We start from the raw sequence: 15987 nt of genomic DNA, 5'->3' as shown, positions 1-15987 counted from the left end.
CGTCATTGCGAGGAGCCCTTGCGACGAAGCAATCCAGTCTTCGCTTATGGCTCCTGGATTGCCGCGTCGCTTCGCTCCTCGCAATGACGGGGAGAGGATTGAGAATATCTTACGTGTTGAACCGGAAATGCAGCACGTCGCCGTCGGCGACGACATATTCCTTGCCTTCCAGCCGCAGCTTGCCGCCATCGCGCGCGCCGGCTTCGCCACCGAGCCTGACATAGTCTTCATAGCCGATGGTTTCCGCGCGGATGAAGCCCTTCTCGAAATCCGTGTGGATCACGGCTGCAGCCTGCGGTGCCTTGGTGCCCTGGGTGATGGTCCAGGCACGGGCTTCCTTGGGGCCGACGGTGAAGTAGGTGATGAGGTGCAGCAGCGAATAGCCTGCACGGATCAGGCGATCGAGGCCCGCTTCTTCAAGCCCGAGCGTATCGAGGAATTCCACGCGTTCGGCACGTGACAGCGTCGCGATCTCGGATTCGATCTTGGCGGAGATGGCGACTGCGACAGCGCCCTCCTTCGCAGCATGTTCTGCAACCCGCTTCGAATATTCGTTGCCCTCGCCGGCCGCACCTTCCTCGACATTGCAGACGTAGAGAACAGGCTTGGAGGTCAGCAGGCCGAGCATTCCGAAAGCGCGCTCTTCCTCGGGCTTTCGCTCGAGAAAACGCGTCGGCTTGCCGTCACGCAGCAGCACCAGTGCGCGCTGGACCAGATCGAGCTGTTCCTTCGCGTCCTTGTCGTTGCCCTTGGCCTTCTTGGTCAGGTTGTCGATGCGCTTCTCGCAAGAATCCAGATCCGCGAGCATCAGCTCGGTCTCGATGATCTCGATATCGGCGAGCGGATCGATCTTGCCTTCGACATGGGTGATGTCATCATCGATAAAGCAACGTACCACATGGGCGACAGCATCGACTTCGCGGATGGTGGCGAGAAACTGATTGCCGAGGCCTTCGCCCTTCGACGCGCCCTTCACCAGGCCCGCGATGTCCACGAAGGTCAGGCGCGTCGGAATGATCTGCTGCGACTTGCCGATCTCGGACAATTTGTCGAGCCGCTTGTCCGGCACCGCGACTTCACCGACATTCGGCTCGATGGTGCAAAACGGATAGTTCGCAGCCTGCGCCGCGGCAGTTTCGGTGAGCGCATTGAACAGCGTCGATTTGCCGACATTCGGCAGTCCGACGATCCCGCATTTGAATCCCATGACCCTGTCCTAATTCTTCGACGGCTTCTCAGCGGAGCCGTTGTCGTCCTTCGACGTGAAACCCTTGGCCTGCATCGTCAGATGCACCTTGTTCTGAAACGACGAGTCCTGACCACCGACCAGCAGGCCGACATGATCGGACACCGCATCGTTGAACGCTTCGAGCTGAGGTCGTTCGGCCTTGGCGAAATCGCTCAGCACGTGATTATGCACCAGCTCCTTGGCACCGGGATGTCCGATGCCGAGGCGCACGCGCCGATAGTCGTTGCCGACATGCGCGGAGATCGAGCGCAAACCGTTATGTCCGGCAATGCCGCCGCCGATCTTCACGCGCACTTTCGCGAATGGCAGTTCGAGCTCGTCGTGAAACGCGGCGATGTCGCCGAGTGAAATCTTCAAATAGGCGGACGCTTCCTGCACCGAGCGGCCGGACTCGTTCATGAAGGTCATGGGCTTCAGCAGGATGACGCGCTCACCAGACAGCGTGCCTTCCGAGGTCTCGCCCTGAAAGCGACGGCGCCACGGTCCAAAACCGTGACGCCGCGCGATATCATCGAGAACCATGAATCCGATATTGTGCCGGTTTCCCTGGTATTTGGCACCAGGGTTTCCGAGTCCAACAAAGAGAAGCATGACGCGGAGCTCCGCGCCGGATTACTTCTTCTTCGCCGGAGCGGCGGCAGCAGCCGGAGCCTTTGCACCAGCGGCAGGAGCCTTGGCGCCGGCAGCCGGAGCCTTCGCACCCGCAGCGGCAGGAGCCGCAGCAGCAGCCGCAGCCGCAGGGGTCGCAGCTTCTTCACCGTAGCCCGACGGCGGCACGATGGTGACCAGCGTCAGGTCAGCATCGCGAGCCAGCGTCTTCACGCCCTTCGGCAGAACAACGTCGGTGATGTGCAGCGACGTGCCGATATCGAGCTGGCCGACATCGACTTCGAGGAACTGCGGAATGCTCTCGGCTTCGGCCTCCAGTTCGATCGTGTGGGTCACGATGTTGATGGTGCCGCCACGCTTCACGCCCGGAGCGCCTTCAGCACCCTTGATGTGCAGCGGAACGCTGACGCGGATGGTCGCGCCTTCGCCGAGGCGGAGGAAGTCGACGTGAAGCGGGAAGTCCTTGACTGGATCGAGATGGAAGTCGCGCGGAATCACGCGGTGCTTCTTGCCCTCGAGTTCGATGTCATAAATCGTGGTGAGGAACCGGCCAGCCAGAATGCGCTGACGCAGTTCGGCATCATTCACCGAAATCGCCACCGGGGGCTTGTTGTCACCATAGATCACTCCGGGCACTCGGCCGGCGCGACGCTCTGCCCGTGCGGCCCCCTTGCCGCCGACCGGACGTGAGGTCGCCTTCAATTCCTTGACGGTCGCCATCGTATAAGTCCTTGTTTTCTAAAAGTTAAAGGCCGCAATGCGGCCCGTTTTCACGCTGCAGCAAGCCTCCAGGGGTGCGGGGGCTGCGGACGTGGGCGGCTTCTACCGCCGAAATGCCAAAAAGACAAGGAAATGACAGGCTTTTTCTGCGTCTGTGGGGGCCCTCCAGGGGCTTATTTTAGCCGTCCGTGCACGGGCAGCCGATGTCCGACCGCCGTGCAGGCCACCGGCAGGCGCCCGCTCAGCCGCCGAGCTTGGCTTCCAGCGCCGCGATCCGGGCCTTCAGCGCCTCGTTCTCCTCGCGGGCGAGCCGGGCCATGTCCTTGACCGCCTCGAATTCCTCGCGCTTCACGATATCGAGGTCGCGCAGGATCTTCTCAGCCTGGTTACGCACAACCGTATCGACCTCGCGCTTGACGCCCTGGGCCGCGCCGGCGGCATCATTCATCAGGCGGCCAATCTCGTCGAAGAACCGATTGTTGGTCTGGGTCATGGCAAGAACTCCGGTCGGATGAACAAACACGCGGGATCGATGTGTGGATCGGCAATAGCGATCCCTCGGGATCGACAATGGCGATCCCGGCCGCGCAGTTCAAGTATCGCCTGCTTTTGGCGTTCACAACTGCAGAAGTCCCTTAATTCGTCACATGCCAATGCTTTACTGGCGCCATCGGGAGCCGTAAGCCCACCACATGCCATTCCTGACCATCGCCTTCCCCGTTTTCGATCCGGTCGCCATCGCGCTCGGCCCCATCGTCATTCGCTGGTACGCGCTGGCCTATATCGGCGGCATCGTGCTCGGCTGGATCTATGCCCGCGCGCTGATCAAGAGCACGAAACTGTGGGGCGGCCCCTCACCGATCTCCCTGCTGGATTTCGACGACTTCATCCTCTGGGTAACCATCGGCATCATTGTCGGCGGCCGCACCGGCTATGTGCTGTTCTACAATCTGGATTTCTTCATTGCCCATCCCGCCGAGATCTTCGAGTTATGGAAGGGCGGCATGTCGTTCCATGGCGGCTTCATGGGCTGCGTCTTTGCCGTGTTTTTGTTCTGCTGGAAGCGTGGCCTGTCAGTGCTGTCGCTCGGCGATATCACCTGCGCGGTCGGCCCGATCGGTCTGCTGCTTGGACGCCTCGCCAATTTCATCAACAGCGAATTATGGGGCCGCCACGCCGACACCAGCGTGCCATGGGCAATGGTGTTCCCCAATGGCGGCCCGCTGCCGCGCCATCCCAGCCAGCTCTATGAAGCCGGCCTCGAAGGCATCGGGCTGTTTCTCATTCTGGCCCTGATGATCCGGGCCGGTGCGCTGAAGCGGCCTGGCCTGATCCTCGGCGCCTTCATCTTTTTTTATGCGCTGGCGCGTATTACGGGAGAATTCTTCCGCGAGCCGGACCCACAACTCGGATTTCTGTGGGGCGGGCTCACCATGGGCATGCTGCTCTCCGTGCCGATGATATTTGTGGGACTCGTTTTGATGGTGCGCGCCTGGCGAAAGCCGCAGGCATCGCTCGAATTGAGTCCGGGCAAGAAGGCCTGATGTGACCGACCAATCGCCGCTGCAGGATGAAATCAAGCGCCTGATCAAGTCCACCGGACCGATGCCGGTGTGGCGCTACATGCAGCTGTGCCTCACCCATCCGCAACACGGCTACTATATTTCGCGCGATCCGCTCGGTCGCGAGGGCGACTTCACCACGTCGCCCGAAGTCAGCCAGATGTTCGGCGAGCTGCTTGGCCTGTGGTCGGCCTCGGTCTGGCGCGCGATCGGCGCGCCGCCCTTCGTGCACCTGATCGAACTGGGCCCCGGCCGCGGCACCATGATGGCCGACGCGCTCCGTGCCCTGCGCGTCCTGCCGCCGCTGTATCAGGCGCTCAACGTGCATCTCGTCGAAATCAATCCGGTGCTGCGCGAGAAGCAGAAGGCGACGCTGTCCGGCGTCCGCAACATCACCTGGCACGACAGTATCGAGACCGTTCCCGCGGGCCCGTCGATCATCCTCGCCAATGAATATTTCGACGTCCTCCCGATCCATCAGGCCGTGAAGCGCGAAGGCGGCTGGCACGAGCGCATGGTGGATATCGACAGCAACGGCCAGCTGATGTTCAGCGCGTCAACTGATCCGCTGCCGCGTTTCGACGTGCTACTGCCGCCGCTGGTGCGCGCAGCCCCTGTCGGCGCGGTGTTCGAATGGCGCCCCGATACCGAAATGATGAAGATTGCCAGCCGTGTGCGCGACGAAGGCGGCGCGGCTCTGATCATCGATTACGGCCATGTCCGCAGCGATGCCGGCGACACCCTGCAGGCTATCGCACAGCACAGCTATGCTGATCCGCTGAAGAATCCCGGCATGGCCGATATCACCGCGCATGTGGATTTCCAGGCGCTCGGCCGCGCGGCGGAGGATGTCGGCGCACGCGTGCACGGGCCGGTGACGCAGGGCGAATTCCTCAAGCGCCTCGGCATCGAGACGCGCGCGTTGACCCTGATGGCCAAAGCCACGCCGGAAGTATCGGAAACGGTCTCCGGCGCACTGAAACGCTTGATCGACAGCGGCCGCGGCGGCATGGGCTCGATGTTCAAGGTGGTCGGCATCTCCGATCCCAATATCGACACGCTGGTGGCACTGAGCGACGACACCGGCATAGAGACCCCGACATCATGACTTTCATATCACCTTTGCTGTCAGCCATTCCCGGCCTGCGCCACGCGTTCTTCACGCGCGACGGCGGCGTCTCCGAAGGCATCTATGCCGGCCTTAATGGCGGGCTCGGATCGAACGACGATCCTGCGCATGTGGCGGAGAACCGCCGGCGCATGGCGGCGGAGATGGGCGTCGCCCCCCTGCACTTCCTCACCGCCTATCAGGTCCATTCGCCCGATGTCGCCGTCGCCACGGCACCGTGGAATGGAGATTCACGGCCGCGCGTCGATGCGATGGTGACGAAGGTCGAGGGCCTGGCGCTCGGCGTTACGACGGCCGATTGCGGACCGGTGCTGTTTGCCGATCCCAAGGCGCGCGTCATCGGTGCTGCCCACGCCGGCTGGAAGGGCGCCTTCACCGGCGTGCTCGAGGCCACAATCGCAGAGATGGAAAAACTCGGCGCCAACCGCTCCGACATCGTGGTCGCGATTGGTCCGCTGATCCGCCAGCCGAGCTATGAGGTTGGCGCCGAATTCGTCGAGCGCTTCACCCAGGCCGACGCTGGCTTCGCCCGGTTCTTCATTCCCTCGACCCGCGCCGGCCATTCCATGTTCGATCTCGGCGGCTTCATCCGGATGCGGCTGGAGCGCGCCGGCATTGCCATTATCGACGACACCGGCATCGACACCTATCCAGACGACAACCTGTTCAGCTATCGCCGGTCAGTGCATCGGAACGAGCCGGATTATGGCCGCCAGATCCACGCCATCGTGCTCGAGCGGTAACTCGTGCGTTGACGCGCCGTTATCCTTAACGCGGCCGAACTGCCTCAAACTGAACGTGAATTGTCGGGGAGCGGTGACCATTTCGGTCACCCTGGAAAGACCTGTGGCTGCGCTGCCCTAGACCTTAACGCATTTTAACGATATCGCTCGACCTGTCCGGCCGCTTGCGGCAAATGGACGGAAGTCGGGACGCCCTATGCGATTTTCTGCCCTTACGACCGATCGAGCCAGACCGCGCCTGATCCAGGCCGCGCTGTTACTGACCGTAGCGTTCGGGCTTGCTGGCTGCGCCAATGTCCCCAATTCGGGCGGCGCCATGAACGCGCAGGCCAGCCTTTCCACCGCCTCCGGCCCGACGGTCGCATTCGAATCCATCGACGGACCCCCGCCGCAGGTATTCGACCGCATGGTCAACCTGCTGGATAGTGAAGCGCGCCTGCGTAACCTTGCGGTTGTGTCGCGCAAGGAGAGCGCGGCTTTCCGGGTTCGCAGTTATCTCGCTGCCCAAGTTCGCGGCGGCCAGACCTCGATCGCCTGGGTGTGGGATGTCTATGACCGCGACCAGAATCGCGCTTTACGCCTGTCAGGCGAGGAACAGAGCGGTAAAGGCGGCCGCGACGCCTGGGCCACGGCCGACGACCTCGTCTTGCGGCGGATCGCGCAGGCGGGGCTCACCGGCCTCAATGGCATGATCAATGGCACCACACCCGGCGAGCAGCCACCCGCGCCGCGCGGCAACGGACCCGCCATCGCCAGCACCGATGAATTGCCCGTGCAAGCCACCGCATTTGCCGAGACGCGCTGACTTCAGTTCACGTTAAGCAGAGGCCCGTATTTACGCAGGAAAACAGCGGCTCACGGGTTGCCAGCGGATGGCCGACCTTGATATCACCTCGCTCAGCTAGACGAGTTCTTGTGGGTAATCCGATATGCTGAACGTTGTATCCACCAAGCCGCGGGGAGACGCGTCGATGTCGGCCAAGAACGGTTCGATCAAACTGGTCGCCGGTAATTCCAATCCTGTCCTCGCGCAGGAAATCGCGACCTCGCTGAATATCCCGCTGACCAAGGCCAGCGTCCGGCGCTTCGCCGACATGGAAATATTCGTCGAGATTCAGGAAAACGTCCGCGGCTCCGACGTCTTCATTCTTCAATCCACGTCGTTCCCGACCAACGACCATCTGATGGAATTGCTGATCATCACCGATGCGCTGCGCCGCGCTTCCGCGCGCCGCATCACCGCGGTGATCCCCTATTTCGGCTACGCTCGCCAGGACCGCAAGGCCGGTGGCCGCACCCCGATCTCGGCCAAGCTGGTCGCCAACATGATCACCCATGCCGGCGCCGACCGCGTCATGACGCTCGACCTGCATGCCGGCCAGATCCAGGGCTTCTTCGATATCCCGACCGACAACCTCTATGCCGCGCCGCTGATGGTGCGCGACATCAAGGAGAAGTTCGATCTCGCCAATGTGATGGTGGTTTCGCCCGACGTCGGCGGCGTCGCCCGTGCCCGCGGCCTTGCCAAACGCATCAACGCGCCGCTCGCCATCGTCGACAAGCGCCGCGAACGCCCCGGTGAATCCGAAGTGATGAACGTGATCGGCGACGTCGCCGGCTACACCTGCATCCTGATCGACGACATCGTCGACTCCGGCGGCACGCTGGTGAACGCCGCCGATGCGCTCCTCAAATACGGCGCCAAGGACGTCTCCGCCTATCTCACCCATGGCGTCTTGAGCGGCGGCGCCGCCGCGCGCATCGCCAATTCCAAGCTCAAGGAATTGGTGATCACTGACTCGATCCAGCCCACGGAAGCGGTGAGCAAGTCACCGAACATCCGCGTGCTCTCGGTTGCCTCGCTGATCGCCGAAGCGATCGGCCGCACCGCATCGGAAGAGTCGGTATCGAGCCTGTTCGACTAAGGCTCGCGCCTTTACACGATCCCAGCCGCGACCTGACCGCGCAGACGTTCCAGACTGAGCAGGGTCTCGGCGCAGGCGGCGGCAACCTTGAGGCCGCTCTCCGCAAAGTGCTTGCGGAAGAATGCCGCGCGCTCTTCGGTCTCGTGGAAATCCTCCGGCGCCGTCACGGCCGAGAACACCGGGATCTCGGTACGTAGCTGCACATCCATCAGCGCACGGATGACGGTGTCAGCCACGAAGCCGCGGGTGCCGCTGTCGATCACGAGGCCGGCCGCGACGATGGCCGTATAGCGCCGCGTCTTGGCCAGCACCTGGACATGCAGCGGGATCTCGAACGAGCCGGGCACTTCGAACAGATCGACCTGGGACGGGCTGATATGACGCGCCTCGATCTCACTCAGAAACGACTCCCAACAGGGCGCAACAATGTCGCGATGCCAGGATGACTGCACGAAGGCGACGCGCTGCGGCTTGGCGAAGCGCGGATGCTGGACTGCGGATGCCTCGGAGGTGGTGTCGTTCATGGCCTGATACTTTCGTTACGGCCAAACTATGCCGAAACCGAACCAGCCCAGCAAGGCCGTCCACAGGCTGTATTGGGGTCCAACAGGACTCCCACGAGGCCGGGAAAGCTTGCGGGCCGCACGGAAGAATCAATAGTTACCACCCCAACCGGACTCGCGGCGCGCGAGGGCGCACCGCACAGACTCGCAATCCGAGAATCCGATTCCGATTTGTTCTCATTGCGGCGAGATGACCTGTGGATGAGGGCCGGTTTGTCTGTGGATGGATTCGTGGTGCCGTTGCGCAGATTCAGCAAATCACATCACTTCAAACTCGCAAGGTCTGGACGAATAGAACTTGCAGCCTGCAGCGACGCTCCGACATTTTCGCGTACCGGCCAGCTGTTTGCATCATCACATTTCAAGAGCAAGGTCGCGACGGCATGTCACTCCTCGAAGGTACTATCGATTCACGGCTCAACCCGCTCGCCGTTGTCGAGGATATTGCCGCCGATCATAACTGGGCGTTCGAGCGTTCCGGCGAAGACGAAGTCACAATTGTTTCCAAAGGTGACTGGACCGATTACCAGCTCTCCTTCACCTGGATGAACGAGATCGAGGCGCTGCATCTGGCGTGCGCCTTCGACATGAAGATTCCGCCCGCTCGCCGCGCGGAAGTGCAGCGCCTGATCGCCGCGATCAACGAACAGATGTGGGTCGGTCATTTCGATATCTGGACTCACTCAGGCATGGTGATGTACCGGCAGGCGCTGGTGCTGCCCGATGGCCTCACCGCGACGACCGCGCAGTGCGAAGCGATGCTCGTCTCGGCGATCCATTCCTGCGAGCGCTACTATCCGGCATTGCAGTTCGTGGTATGGGCCGGCAAGACCGCAGCCGAAGCGATGTCTGCTGCGATGTTCGACACTGCCGGCGAAGCATGACCACGCGCCGGTCATCACCGTGCCGGATGCGCCCGGTGAGGCCGAACGGCTGATGGTCGCAAATGCGTTGCTGGCCTACAATACCAAGACCGTTGGCCCCAACAATTATCAGCCGCTCTCGATCCTGATCCACGATCCCGCAACCGGCGAGCCGATCGGCGGCATCTGGGGCAAGACCGCGTTTAACTGGTGTTTCGTCGAGCTGTTCGTCGTGCCCGAACAATTTCGCGGCCAGGGCATAGGCTCGAAGGTCCTCGCCAAGGCGGAAGAGATCGCGCGTGAGCGCGGTTGCATCGGTCTGTGGCTCGATACCTACTGGTTTCAGGCGCGGAGCTTCTATGAGAAGCAGGGCTATGAAGCGTTTGGCGAGTGGGCTCAATTGGTCGGTGCAACACTCTAATCTTGTAGCAAAGATGGAGTGCGGACATGAACCGGCGACAACGCATTAACTACTCGGCGGCGCAACGATCCGAGATCTGGGATCGTTGGCAAGCAGGCGAACCGATGAGTTCGATCGGACGCCGGTTTGACCGCGATTCCTCATTGGTATTCTCGATCATATCGCCGACTGGCGGTATCCGGCCGCCGGATCGGTGCCGTGCCAAGCGAGCGCTTAGTCTGTCTGAACGGGAGGAGATTTCTCGTTGGCTCAGCATGTGCCGCTCCTTGCGGTCGATCGCACGTCATTTGGGACGATCGGCTTCAACCATCAGCCGTGAAGTCCGACGCAATGGTGGGGCGGATCGCTATCGGGCAGCCCGGTCCGATCAGGCCGCCTGGGATCGATCGCGGCGACCCAAGCTCTGCAAGCTGGCTTGTCGTCCGTTCTTGAGGCGGACAGTATCGACCTTGTTGGGGAGGCACTGGTCGCCGGAACAGATTGCCGGCTGGCTGAAGCGGACGCACCCGGCGGAGCCCGAAAAGCAGGTGTCACACGAGACGATCTATCGCAGCCTGTTCATCCAGGCGCGCGGCGTCCTGAAAAAGGAGCTTCTTGAGCACCTGAGAGCAAAGCGTACGGTTCGTCGCTCCAGGCATGCGAGCATGAAACGGAACGGGCTCGGCCAGATCAAGAACGCCGTATCCATCAGTGAACGACCGCCTTCCGTCGATGATCGTGCGGTCCCTGGCCATTGGGAAGGCGATCTGATCGGTGGATCGAGGAATAGCTATATCGCAACGCTTGTTGAACGGCATTCGCGCTATGTGATGCTGATTAAAGTCGCGAACAAAGATACCGAAAGCGTTGTCTCGGCGTTGATCAAGCAATCGCGGCGGTTGCCCAGCGAACTTTACAGGTCCCTGACTTGGGACAGAGGTAAGGAGCTCGCCGACCATCAGCGACTGGCATTGGCCGCCGACGTCGATATCTATTTTTGTGACCCTCGCTCCCCATGGCAGCGCGGATCAAACGAGAACACCAACAGGTTGCTGCGCCAATATCTGCCGCGGGGCACCGATCTCTCCTTGCACAGCCAAGCCAGGCTCAGCGCCATTGCAAGGCAGCTCAATGAGCGACCACGGAAAACCTTGCTTTATCAGACGCCGGCTGAGAGGTTTGCCGAATGTGTTGCAGCGATCGGTTGAACTCACCCGAAATCCCGAACTATCCGCGCGGCGGCCCGCGCTACTTCCTAAAAAAGAGCTTCGTATAGATCGGTTCAGGCTGTGCAGCCCGCCCCGCAATGATATGGTCCCGGCCGTTCTGACAGTCGGGATTTTGCGATGACCTCCTCCACGACCTCACGCGCGCTCAACACCATCGACGCCCACATCGTGCTGGCCGGCGCCGGGAAGATGGGCGGCGCGATGCTGACGGGCTGGATCGCTGGCGGGCTCGATCCCAAACGCGCCGTCGTGATCGATCCGTATGTCTCCGACGAGATCAAGGCACTCGCGGCCAAAGGCGTCCGCCTCAATCCGGATGTGAGAGACATCGGCGCTGTCGCCGCACTGGTTATCGCCGTGAAGCCGCAGATGTTCGCCGAGGTCGGGCCGACGCTGCGCACAATCGCCGGATCATCCCTCGTGGTCTCGATCATGGCCGGCACCACCATCGCCGGCATCGCCAAGGCCTGCGGCGGCAATGTGGTTCGCGCGATGCCGAATACACCGGCCGCAATCGGCCGCGGCATCACCGTGGCGGTTGCCGCCAGCGACGTATCGCAGGAGCAACGCGGCCTGACCGACGCGCTTTTGCGCGCCACCGGATCGGTCGAATGGGTCGATGACGAAAGCCTGATCGATGCTGTGACGGCCGTCTCCGGCTCGGGGCCTGCCTATGTGTTTCTGCTAGCCGAAGAAATGGCCCGCGCCGGCATCGCTGCAGGTCTTCCGCCTGAACTCGCGATGAAACTTGCACGAGAAACCGTATCCGGCTCAGGCGAATTGCTGCGCCAGTCCGATCTCGACGCAGCGACGCTGCGCAAGAATGTCACCTCGCCCGGTGGGACCACTGCAGCGGCGCTCGGCGTGTTGATGGCCGATGACGGCTTCGAGCCGTTGCTGACACGCGCCATCGCCGCGGCAACGGCGCGGTCTAAGGAACTGGCGAAGTAGTTACACCGGCACCCGCACCACCGCCCTCAATCCGCCCATCGGACTCTCGGCCAGCGTGATGTCGCCACCATGGGAGCGCGCGATATCGCGGGCGATGGCGAGGCCAAGACCTGTACCGCCTTCGTCCTGATTGCGGGCATCATCGAGCCGCAGGAACGGCTTGAACACTTCCTCTCGCATGTCGGCGGGGATGCCGGGGCCGTCATCATCCACAGTCACCGTGAGATAGCGATGATCGCGATGGCCGGTGATGGCGATGTCATTGGCATGGCGCGCCGCGTTCGAGACGAGATTGCCGAGGCAGCGTTTGAAGGCCGCAGGCTTCACCGTGACGATCGGCAGGCCGTGGAACGTGACCGTCGCCTTGTGGCCGTTGCGCTCGGCATCGCTGCGCAATTCTTCCAGCGCCGCCGCCATGTCTGTCGGCTGCGCCTGCTCGCCGCTGTCGCCGCGCGCAAAGGCGAGATAGGCCTCGAGCATGCCGGACATCTCATCGATATCCTTGCGCATGCCATCGACTTCCGGACCGTCCTCGATCAACGCAAGCTCAAGCTTGAAGCGCGTCAGGATGGTGCGCAGATCGTGCGAGACGCCGGCCAGCATCGCCGTGCGCTGCTCCATCGCGCGTTCGATACGCGCCTTCATCTCGATAAAGGCATTGGCGGCACGACGGACCTCGCGTGCACCACGCGGCCGGAAATTCGGCGCCTCGCGGCCCTTGCCGAAACTCTCGGCGGCGTCAGCGAGTTTGAGGATCGGGCGGATCTGGTTACGCAGGAACAGGATCGCGACGATCAGCAGGATCGAGGACGTCCCCACCATCCAGAACAGGAAGATTTCCGAATTCGATGCGTAAGCAGCACTACGCTGGGCGAAGATGCGCATCACGGCATCATCGAGCTGGATGCGGATTTCCACGAGATTGGAGCGGCCCACGGTGTCGATCCAGAACGGCCGCGTGATCTGTCGACCGATCTGGACAGACAGCGCCTGATCGAGCAACGAGAAGAACGGCTTCGGACCGGGCGGCGGCATGTCGCCGAGTGGCAGGAAATCCACCACGAGGCCAAGGCGCTGCTGAGCGATGGCTTTGATCTGCGTGCGGTCCTTATCCTGCGGATAGACCTTGTAGACATCGATCAGCGTTGCGATGTCCTGCACCACGGCCTGCGACAGGCGGCGCGTCACCGTGTTCCAGTGCCGCTCCATGAAGACAAAGGCGACCACCGACTGCAGCAGCACCATCGGTACGATCATGATCAGCAGCGTGCGGGCATAGAGGCCCGTGGGCATCACACTCTTGAAGCGCCGGCCCATCAGACTGTGCGCCGCAGAGACGCGGCCTGCCGCAGAGCGGAGGATGGTGATGCCGGTGTCGAGCGTGGTCATCGTGCAAACTTCATCAAACTATGGCGACGCGACGAGGCGATAGCCGATGCCACGCACGGCCTGCAGGAAGAGCGGATTGGCCGGATCGGTCTCGATCTTGCGACGCAGACGATTGATCTGCACGTCCACCGCACGCTCGTTCACGGTGCCACCGCCGCCGGTGAGTTCACCGCGTGGCACGGTCTCGCCTGGCGCCGCGGCCAGCACGCGCAGCATGTCACGCTCGCGGTCGGTGAGATGGATGATCTCGTCACCCTGGCGTAGCTCACCACGCGCGAGGTGATACACATAAGGCCCGAATTGCAGCGACTCTGCGCGTTCGACTGGCACCGGCGCACTACGCTTCAGGATGTTTGCGATGCGCAGCACCAGTTCGCGCGGCTCGAACGGCTTGGCAACATAGTCGTCGGCACCGATCTGCAATCCCTCGATCCGGCTTTCCGCCTCGTGCCGCGCCGTCAGCATGATGATCGGCACGGCCGAGGATGTGCGAATGAAGCGCGCGAGCTCGAAGCCGGTCTCGCCTGGCATCATCACATCGAGGATCAGGAGATCGAAATGCAGACCGAGCAGCTTGGCGCGCGCTTCCTTGGCGCTCGGCGCCGTGGTGACGCGGTAGCCTTCGCCCGAGAGAAAGCGCGAGAGGAGATCGCGGATACGGCGGTCGTCATCGACCAGCAACAGATGCGGCGCATCGTCGGCCAATGGCACCGGCATTCGTTTGGCCTGAGCTAACATCATGTCTTGTTTGTCCTGCCGTCAGTTTTGGCGGATGCTTGGCCCAAGATGACCTGCAGCACCTTGTCGGGATCATTGCGGTCGATCATGGCCGAGAGAAACCTGCCGATCGCTTCAACTTCGACCGGCGTAAAATCCTTGAGCGCGCGGTTGATGCGATCGGTCTGCAAACCCGCGAGCTGCGCAACGAGAGCTTCACCCTTGGCCGTGGCGAAAAGAAGCCGTTGCCGTCGATCGGCCTCGCCGGATTTCTGAACGATATACCCTTCATCGAGCAATTGCTTGAGGACACGGCCCAGCGACTGCTTGGTAATACGCAAGACATCGAGCAGATCGGCAACCTTCAGGCCGGGATAGCGATGCACGAAGTGTACGACCCGGTGATGGGCGCGCCCGAAACCGAACTGGTCCAGCACATCGTCGGGGTCGCCCACAAAGTCGCGATAGGCAAAGAACAACAGCTCGATGATGTCCCAGCGGCGCGGTTTCGCAGGATCGCCGCTGGATTGCCGCTGGATCGTCTCAAGCGATCGTGACGCCGCGTCCTTGGAATTTACGTCAACCATATTGACATATCTTGGGTTCAATCTTACAAAACTGACCATCGCGACGAAACATTAGAACTCTCGCCGCATGGCCCAATAGGGCCGATCTGAGACCATACCGGACTTCGGCATGGCGCTAAAGCCTGTCCTCGGTCATCCACCGGGGCCGGAAACGCTTTTGCCGTGGGTCCGCTTGACGTAGAACAACATCGACGCTGCCGCCCCCAGGAGCTGCGCCGTAAGCAGGAGTGAGATCCATGGGAGTTTCGTTCGATAAAATCGATGGCGCAGCTTTGCTGAAATTCGACATTCAGCCCGCGGGGAACGCGGTGTCCGAGGCTGACCGCGCAGCAAAGCTCAGGGATCCGGGCTTCGGCCGGGTTTTCACCGACCACATGGCTCTGGTCCGCTACAACCAGAAGGACGGCTGGCATGGCGCGCGCATCGAATCCCGCGCGAATTTCCCGCTCGATCCCGCGGCGGCCGTCCTGCATTACGCGCAGGAGATTTTCGAAGGGCTCAAGGCCTATGTGCGTGAAGACGGCGGCGTGAATCTGTTCCGCCCCGATGCCAATGCAAGGCGCTTCCGAAATTCTGCCGATCGTATGGCCATGGCCCCGCTGCCCGAGCCCGTGTTTATCGAAGCGATCGAGCAACTCGTGCGCATCGACCGCGCCTGGATTCCATCAGGCGAAGGCAGCCTCTACCTGCGCCCCTTCATGGTCGCGAGCGAGATCTTCCTCGGTGTGAAGCCGTCTGCGGAATACATATTCGCTGTCATCGCCTCGCCGGTTGGCTCCTATTTCAAGGGCGGCCCCGCCCCGGTGTCGATCTGGGTGTCGGAGAACTACACGCGCGCTGCGATCGGCGGCACCGGCGCCGTCAAATGCGGTGGCAACTACGCCGCGAGCCTGCGCGCGCAGGCGGAAGCCAGCGATCACGGCTGCGATCAGGTCGTGTTCCTCGACGCGGTCGAGCGCCGCTACATCGAAGAACTTGGCGGCATGAACATCTTCTTCGTATTCGAGGACGGTTCGCTGCTGACACCGCCGCTCGGCACGATCCTGCCAGGCATCACGCGTGATTCGATCATCGCATTGGCGAAGGACAAGGGCACGCAGGTGCGTGAAGAGGCTTACACGCTCGACCAGTGGCGTGCCGATGCTGCCAGCGGCAAGCTGAAAGAGGCCTTTGCCTGCGGCACGGCGGCGGTCATCTCGCCGATCGGCCAGGTGCGCTCTGCGAGCGGTGATTTTACCATCAATGGCGGCGCGGCTGGCCCCGTCACGATGGGACTGCGCAAACAGCTGGTCGACATTCAGTACGGTCGCGCGCCCGACCCGCATAACTGGATCCGCAAGGTTCTGTAAGC

Annotated in this window: 18 protein-coding genes; 10 read left to right on the top strand and 8 right to left on the bottom strand. The window is 62.1% G+C overall.

Annotated elements, in window-relative coordinates:
- Positions 1 to 109: 109 nt before the first annotated feature.
- The 4 genes from ychF to RSO67_RS23780 form a co-directional block, all read right to left on the bottom strand.
- The gene (ychF, locus tag RSO67_RS23795; protein ID WP_175367602.1) at positions 110 to 1207 is read right to left on the bottom strand and encodes a redox-regulated ATPase YchF; all 1098 of its coding nucleotides are present in this window, start codon (positions 1205 to 1207) and stop codon (positions 110 to 112) included.
- 9 nt (positions 1208 to 1216) lie between these two features.
- On the bottom strand, positions 1217 to 1840 hold the full coding sequence (gene pth / locus RSO67_RS23790) for an aminoacyl-tRNA hydrolase (RefSeq protein ID WP_184513813.1): 624 nt from the start codon (positions 1838 to 1840) through the stop codon (positions 1217 to 1219).
- A 21-nt stretch (positions 1841 to 1861) separates the two neighbouring features.
- On the bottom strand, positions 1862 to 2578 hold the full coding sequence (locus RSO67_RS23785; protein WP_315840833.1) for a 50S ribosomal protein L25/general stress protein Ctc: 717 nt from the start codon (positions 2576 to 2578) through the stop codon (positions 1862 to 1864).
- A gap of 241 nt (positions 2579 to 2819) precedes the next feature.
- Positions 2820 to 3071: an accessory factor UbiK family protein gene (locus tag RSO67_RS23780; protein WP_089261793.1), complete on the bottom strand. Its 252-nt coding sequence runs from the start codon at positions 3069 to 3071 to the stop codon at positions 2820 to 2822.
- Positions 3072 to 3270: 199 nt separating this feature from the next.
- Here RSO67_RS23780 and lgt point away from each other — a divergent pair, with 199 nt between their 5' ends.
- From lgt to RSO67_RS23755, 5 genes are all read left to right on the top strand, one after another.
- A complete protein-coding gene (gene lgt / locus RSO67_RS23775) occupies positions 3271 to 4122 on the top strand; it encodes a prolipoprotein diacylglyceryl transferase (protein WP_315840832.1) in 852 nt (283 codons plus the stop codon).
- 1 nt (position 4123) lies between these two features.
- Positions 4124 to 5248, top strand: coding sequence for a class I SAM-dependent methyltransferase (locus RSO67_RS23770; protein WP_315840831.1), 1125 nt, complete (start codon positions 4124 to 4126; stop codon positions 5246 to 5248).
- Positions 5245 to 6012 (top strand): peptidoglycan editing factor PgeF, encoded by a 768-nt coding sequence (pgeF, locus tag RSO67_RS23765; protein WP_315840830.1) that lies wholly within the window; start codon positions 5245 to 5247, stop codon positions 6010 to 6012. Before RSO67_RS23770 ends, pgeF begins: the two co-directional genes overlap by 4 nt.
- Positions 6013 to 6208: 196 nt before the next feature.
- Positions 6209 to 6817: a hypothetical protein gene (locus RSO67_RS23760; RefSeq protein WP_315840829.1), complete on the top strand. Its 609-nt coding sequence runs from the start codon at positions 6209 to 6211 to the stop codon at positions 6815 to 6817.
- A 166-nt stretch (positions 6818 to 6983) separates the two neighbouring features.
- Complete coding sequence (locus RSO67_RS23755) at positions 6984 to 7937, top strand: ribose-phosphate pyrophosphokinase (RefSeq protein WP_089263589.1); 954 nt, start codon at positions 6984 to 6986, stop codon at positions 7935 to 7937.
- 11 nt (positions 7938 to 7948) lie between these two features.
- Here RSO67_RS23755 and RSO67_RS23750 read toward each other — a convergent pair whose 3' ends face one another.
- Positions 7949 to 8461, bottom strand: coding sequence for a 6,7-dimethyl-8-ribityllumazine synthase (locus RSO67_RS23750; protein WP_315840828.1), 513 nt, complete (start codon positions 8459 to 8461; stop codon positions 7949 to 7951).
- 422 nt (positions 8462 to 8883) lie between these two features.
- Between RSO67_RS23750 and RSO67_RS23745 the strand changes: the two genes are divergently transcribed.
- The 4 genes from RSO67_RS23745 to proC all read left to right on the top strand — a co-directional run bounded on the left by RSO67_RS23745 (position 8884) and on the right by proC (position 11943).
- The gene (locus RSO67_RS23745; protein WP_315844344.1) at positions 8884 to 9384 is read left to right on the top strand and encodes a YbjN domain-containing protein; all 501 of its coding nucleotides are present in this window, start codon (positions 8884 to 8886) and stop codon (positions 9382 to 9384) included.
- Between the two features lie 19 nt (positions 9385 to 9403).
- Positions 9404 to 9784: a GNAT family N-acetyltransferase gene (locus RSO67_RS23740; protein ID WP_315840827.1), complete on the top strand. Its 381-nt coding sequence runs from the start codon at positions 9404 to 9406 to the stop codon at positions 9782 to 9784.
- A 26-nt stretch (positions 9785 to 9810) separates the two neighbouring features.
- Complete coding sequence (locus RSO67_RS23735) at positions 9811 to 10971, top strand: IS30 family transposase (protein ID WP_315840826.1); 1161 nt, start codon at positions 9811 to 9813, stop codon at positions 10969 to 10971.
- A gap of 138 nt (positions 10972 to 11109) precedes the next feature.
- Entirely contained in the window at positions 11110 to 11943 is an 834-nt protein-coding gene (gene proC, locus RSO67_RS23730; protein WP_315840825.1) for a pyrroline-5-carboxylate reductase, read from the top strand.
- Here proC and RSO67_RS23725 read toward each other — a convergent pair whose 3' ends face one another.
- Genes RSO67_RS23725 through RSO67_RS23715 form a run of 3 tightly spaced genes read right to left on the bottom strand, consistent with a single transcriptional unit; the run spans position 11944 to position 14636 of the window.
- Positions 11944 to 13332 (bottom strand): ATP-binding protein, encoded by a 1389-nt coding sequence (locus RSO67_RS23725; RefSeq protein ID WP_089261811.1) that lies wholly within the window; start codon positions 13330 to 13332, stop codon positions 11944 to 11946.
- An 18-nt stretch (positions 13333 to 13350) separates the two neighbouring features.
- Positions 13351 to 14073 (bottom strand): response regulator transcription factor, encoded by a 723-nt coding sequence (locus RSO67_RS23720; protein WP_315840824.1) that lies wholly within the window; start codon positions 14071 to 14073, stop codon positions 13351 to 13353.
- Positions 14070 to 14636 (bottom strand): MarR family winged helix-turn-helix transcriptional regulator, encoded by a 567-nt coding sequence (locus RSO67_RS23715; protein WP_315840823.1) that lies wholly within the window; start codon positions 14634 to 14636, stop codon positions 14070 to 14072. The genes RSO67_RS23720 and RSO67_RS23715 overlap by 4 nt, the downstream gene beginning before the upstream one ends.
- A 236-nt stretch (positions 14637 to 14872) precedes the next feature.
- On the opposite strand from RSO67_RS23715, the gene RSO67_RS23710 reads away from it, so the two are divergent.
- Entirely contained in the window at positions 14873 to 15985 is a 1113-nt protein-coding gene (locus RSO67_RS23710; protein ID WP_315840822.1) for a branched-chain amino acid aminotransferase, read from the top strand.
- Positions 15986 to 15987: the final 2 nt, after the last annotated feature.

The organism is Tardiphaga sp. 709, from assembly GCF_032401055.1.
Classification (GTDB): domain Bacteria; phylum Pseudomonadota; class Alphaproteobacteria; order Rhizobiales; family Xanthobacteraceae; genus Tardiphaga.
Note: the sequence above shows the minus strand (reverse complement) of the source record. Positions and strands in the feature narration are given on the sequence as shown.

Bases quoted from the DNA above. Each gene is read 5' to 3' on its own strand.
- ychF (WP_175367602.1), bottom strand. From the start codon at position 1,207: ATGGGATTCAAATGCGGGATCGTCGGACTGCCGAATGTCGGCAAATCG.
- pth (WP_184513813.1), bottom strand. From the start codon at position 1,840: ATGCTTCTCTTTGTTGGACTCGGAAACCCTGGTGCCAAATACCAGGGA.
- RSO67_RS23785 (WP_315840833.1), bottom strand. From the start codon at position 2,578: ATGGCGACCGTCAAGGAATTGAAGGCGACCTCACGTCCGGTCGGCGGC.
- RSO67_RS23780 (WP_089261793.1), bottom strand. From the start codon at position 3,071: ATGACCCAGACCAACAATCGGTTCTTCGACGAGATTGGCCGCCTGATG.
- lgt (WP_315840832.1), top strand. From the start codon at position 3,271: ATGCCATTCCTGACCATCGCCTTCCCCGTTTTCGATCCGGTCGCCATC.
- pgeF (WP_315840830.1), top strand. From the start codon at position 5,245: ATGACTTTCATATCACCTTTGCTGTCAGCCATTCCCGGCCTGCGCCAC.
- RSO67_RS23760 (WP_315840829.1), top strand. From the start codon at position 6,209: ATGCGATTTTCTGCCCTTACGACCGATCGAGCCAGACCGCGCCTGATC.
- RSO67_RS23755 (WP_089263589.1), top strand. From the start codon at position 6,984: ATGTCGGCCAAGAACGGTTCGATCAAACTGGTCGCCGGTAATTCCAAT.
- RSO67_RS23750 (WP_315840828.1), bottom strand. From the start codon at position 8,461: ATGAACGACACCACCTCCGAGGCATCCGCAGTCCAGCATCCGCGCTTC.
- RSO67_RS23745 (WP_315844344.1), top strand. From the start codon at position 8,884: ATGTCACTCCTCGAAGGTACTATCGATTCACGGCTCAACCCGCTCGCC.
- RSO67_RS23735 (WP_315840826.1), top strand. From the start codon at position 9,811: ATGAACCGGCGACAACGCATTAACTACTCGGCGGCGCAACGATCCGAG.
- proC (WP_315840825.1), top strand. From the start codon at position 11,110: ATGACCTCCTCCACGACCTCACGCGCGCTCAACACCATCGACGCCCAC.
- RSO67_RS23725 (WP_089261811.1), bottom strand. From the start codon at position 13,332: ATGACCACGCTCGACACCGGCATCACCATCCTCCGCTCTGCGGCAGGC.
- RSO67_RS23720 (WP_315840824.1), bottom strand. From the start codon at position 14,073: ATGATGTTAGCTCAGGCCAAACGAATGCCGGTGCCATTGGCCGACGAT.
- RSO67_RS23715 (WP_315840823.1), bottom strand. From the start codon at position 14,636: ATGGTTGACGTAAATTCCAAGGACGCGGCGTCACGATCGCTTGAGACG.
- RSO67_RS23710 (WP_315840822.1), top strand. From the start codon at position 14,873: ATGGGAGTTTCGTTCGATAAAATCGATGGCGCAGCTTTGCTGAAATTC.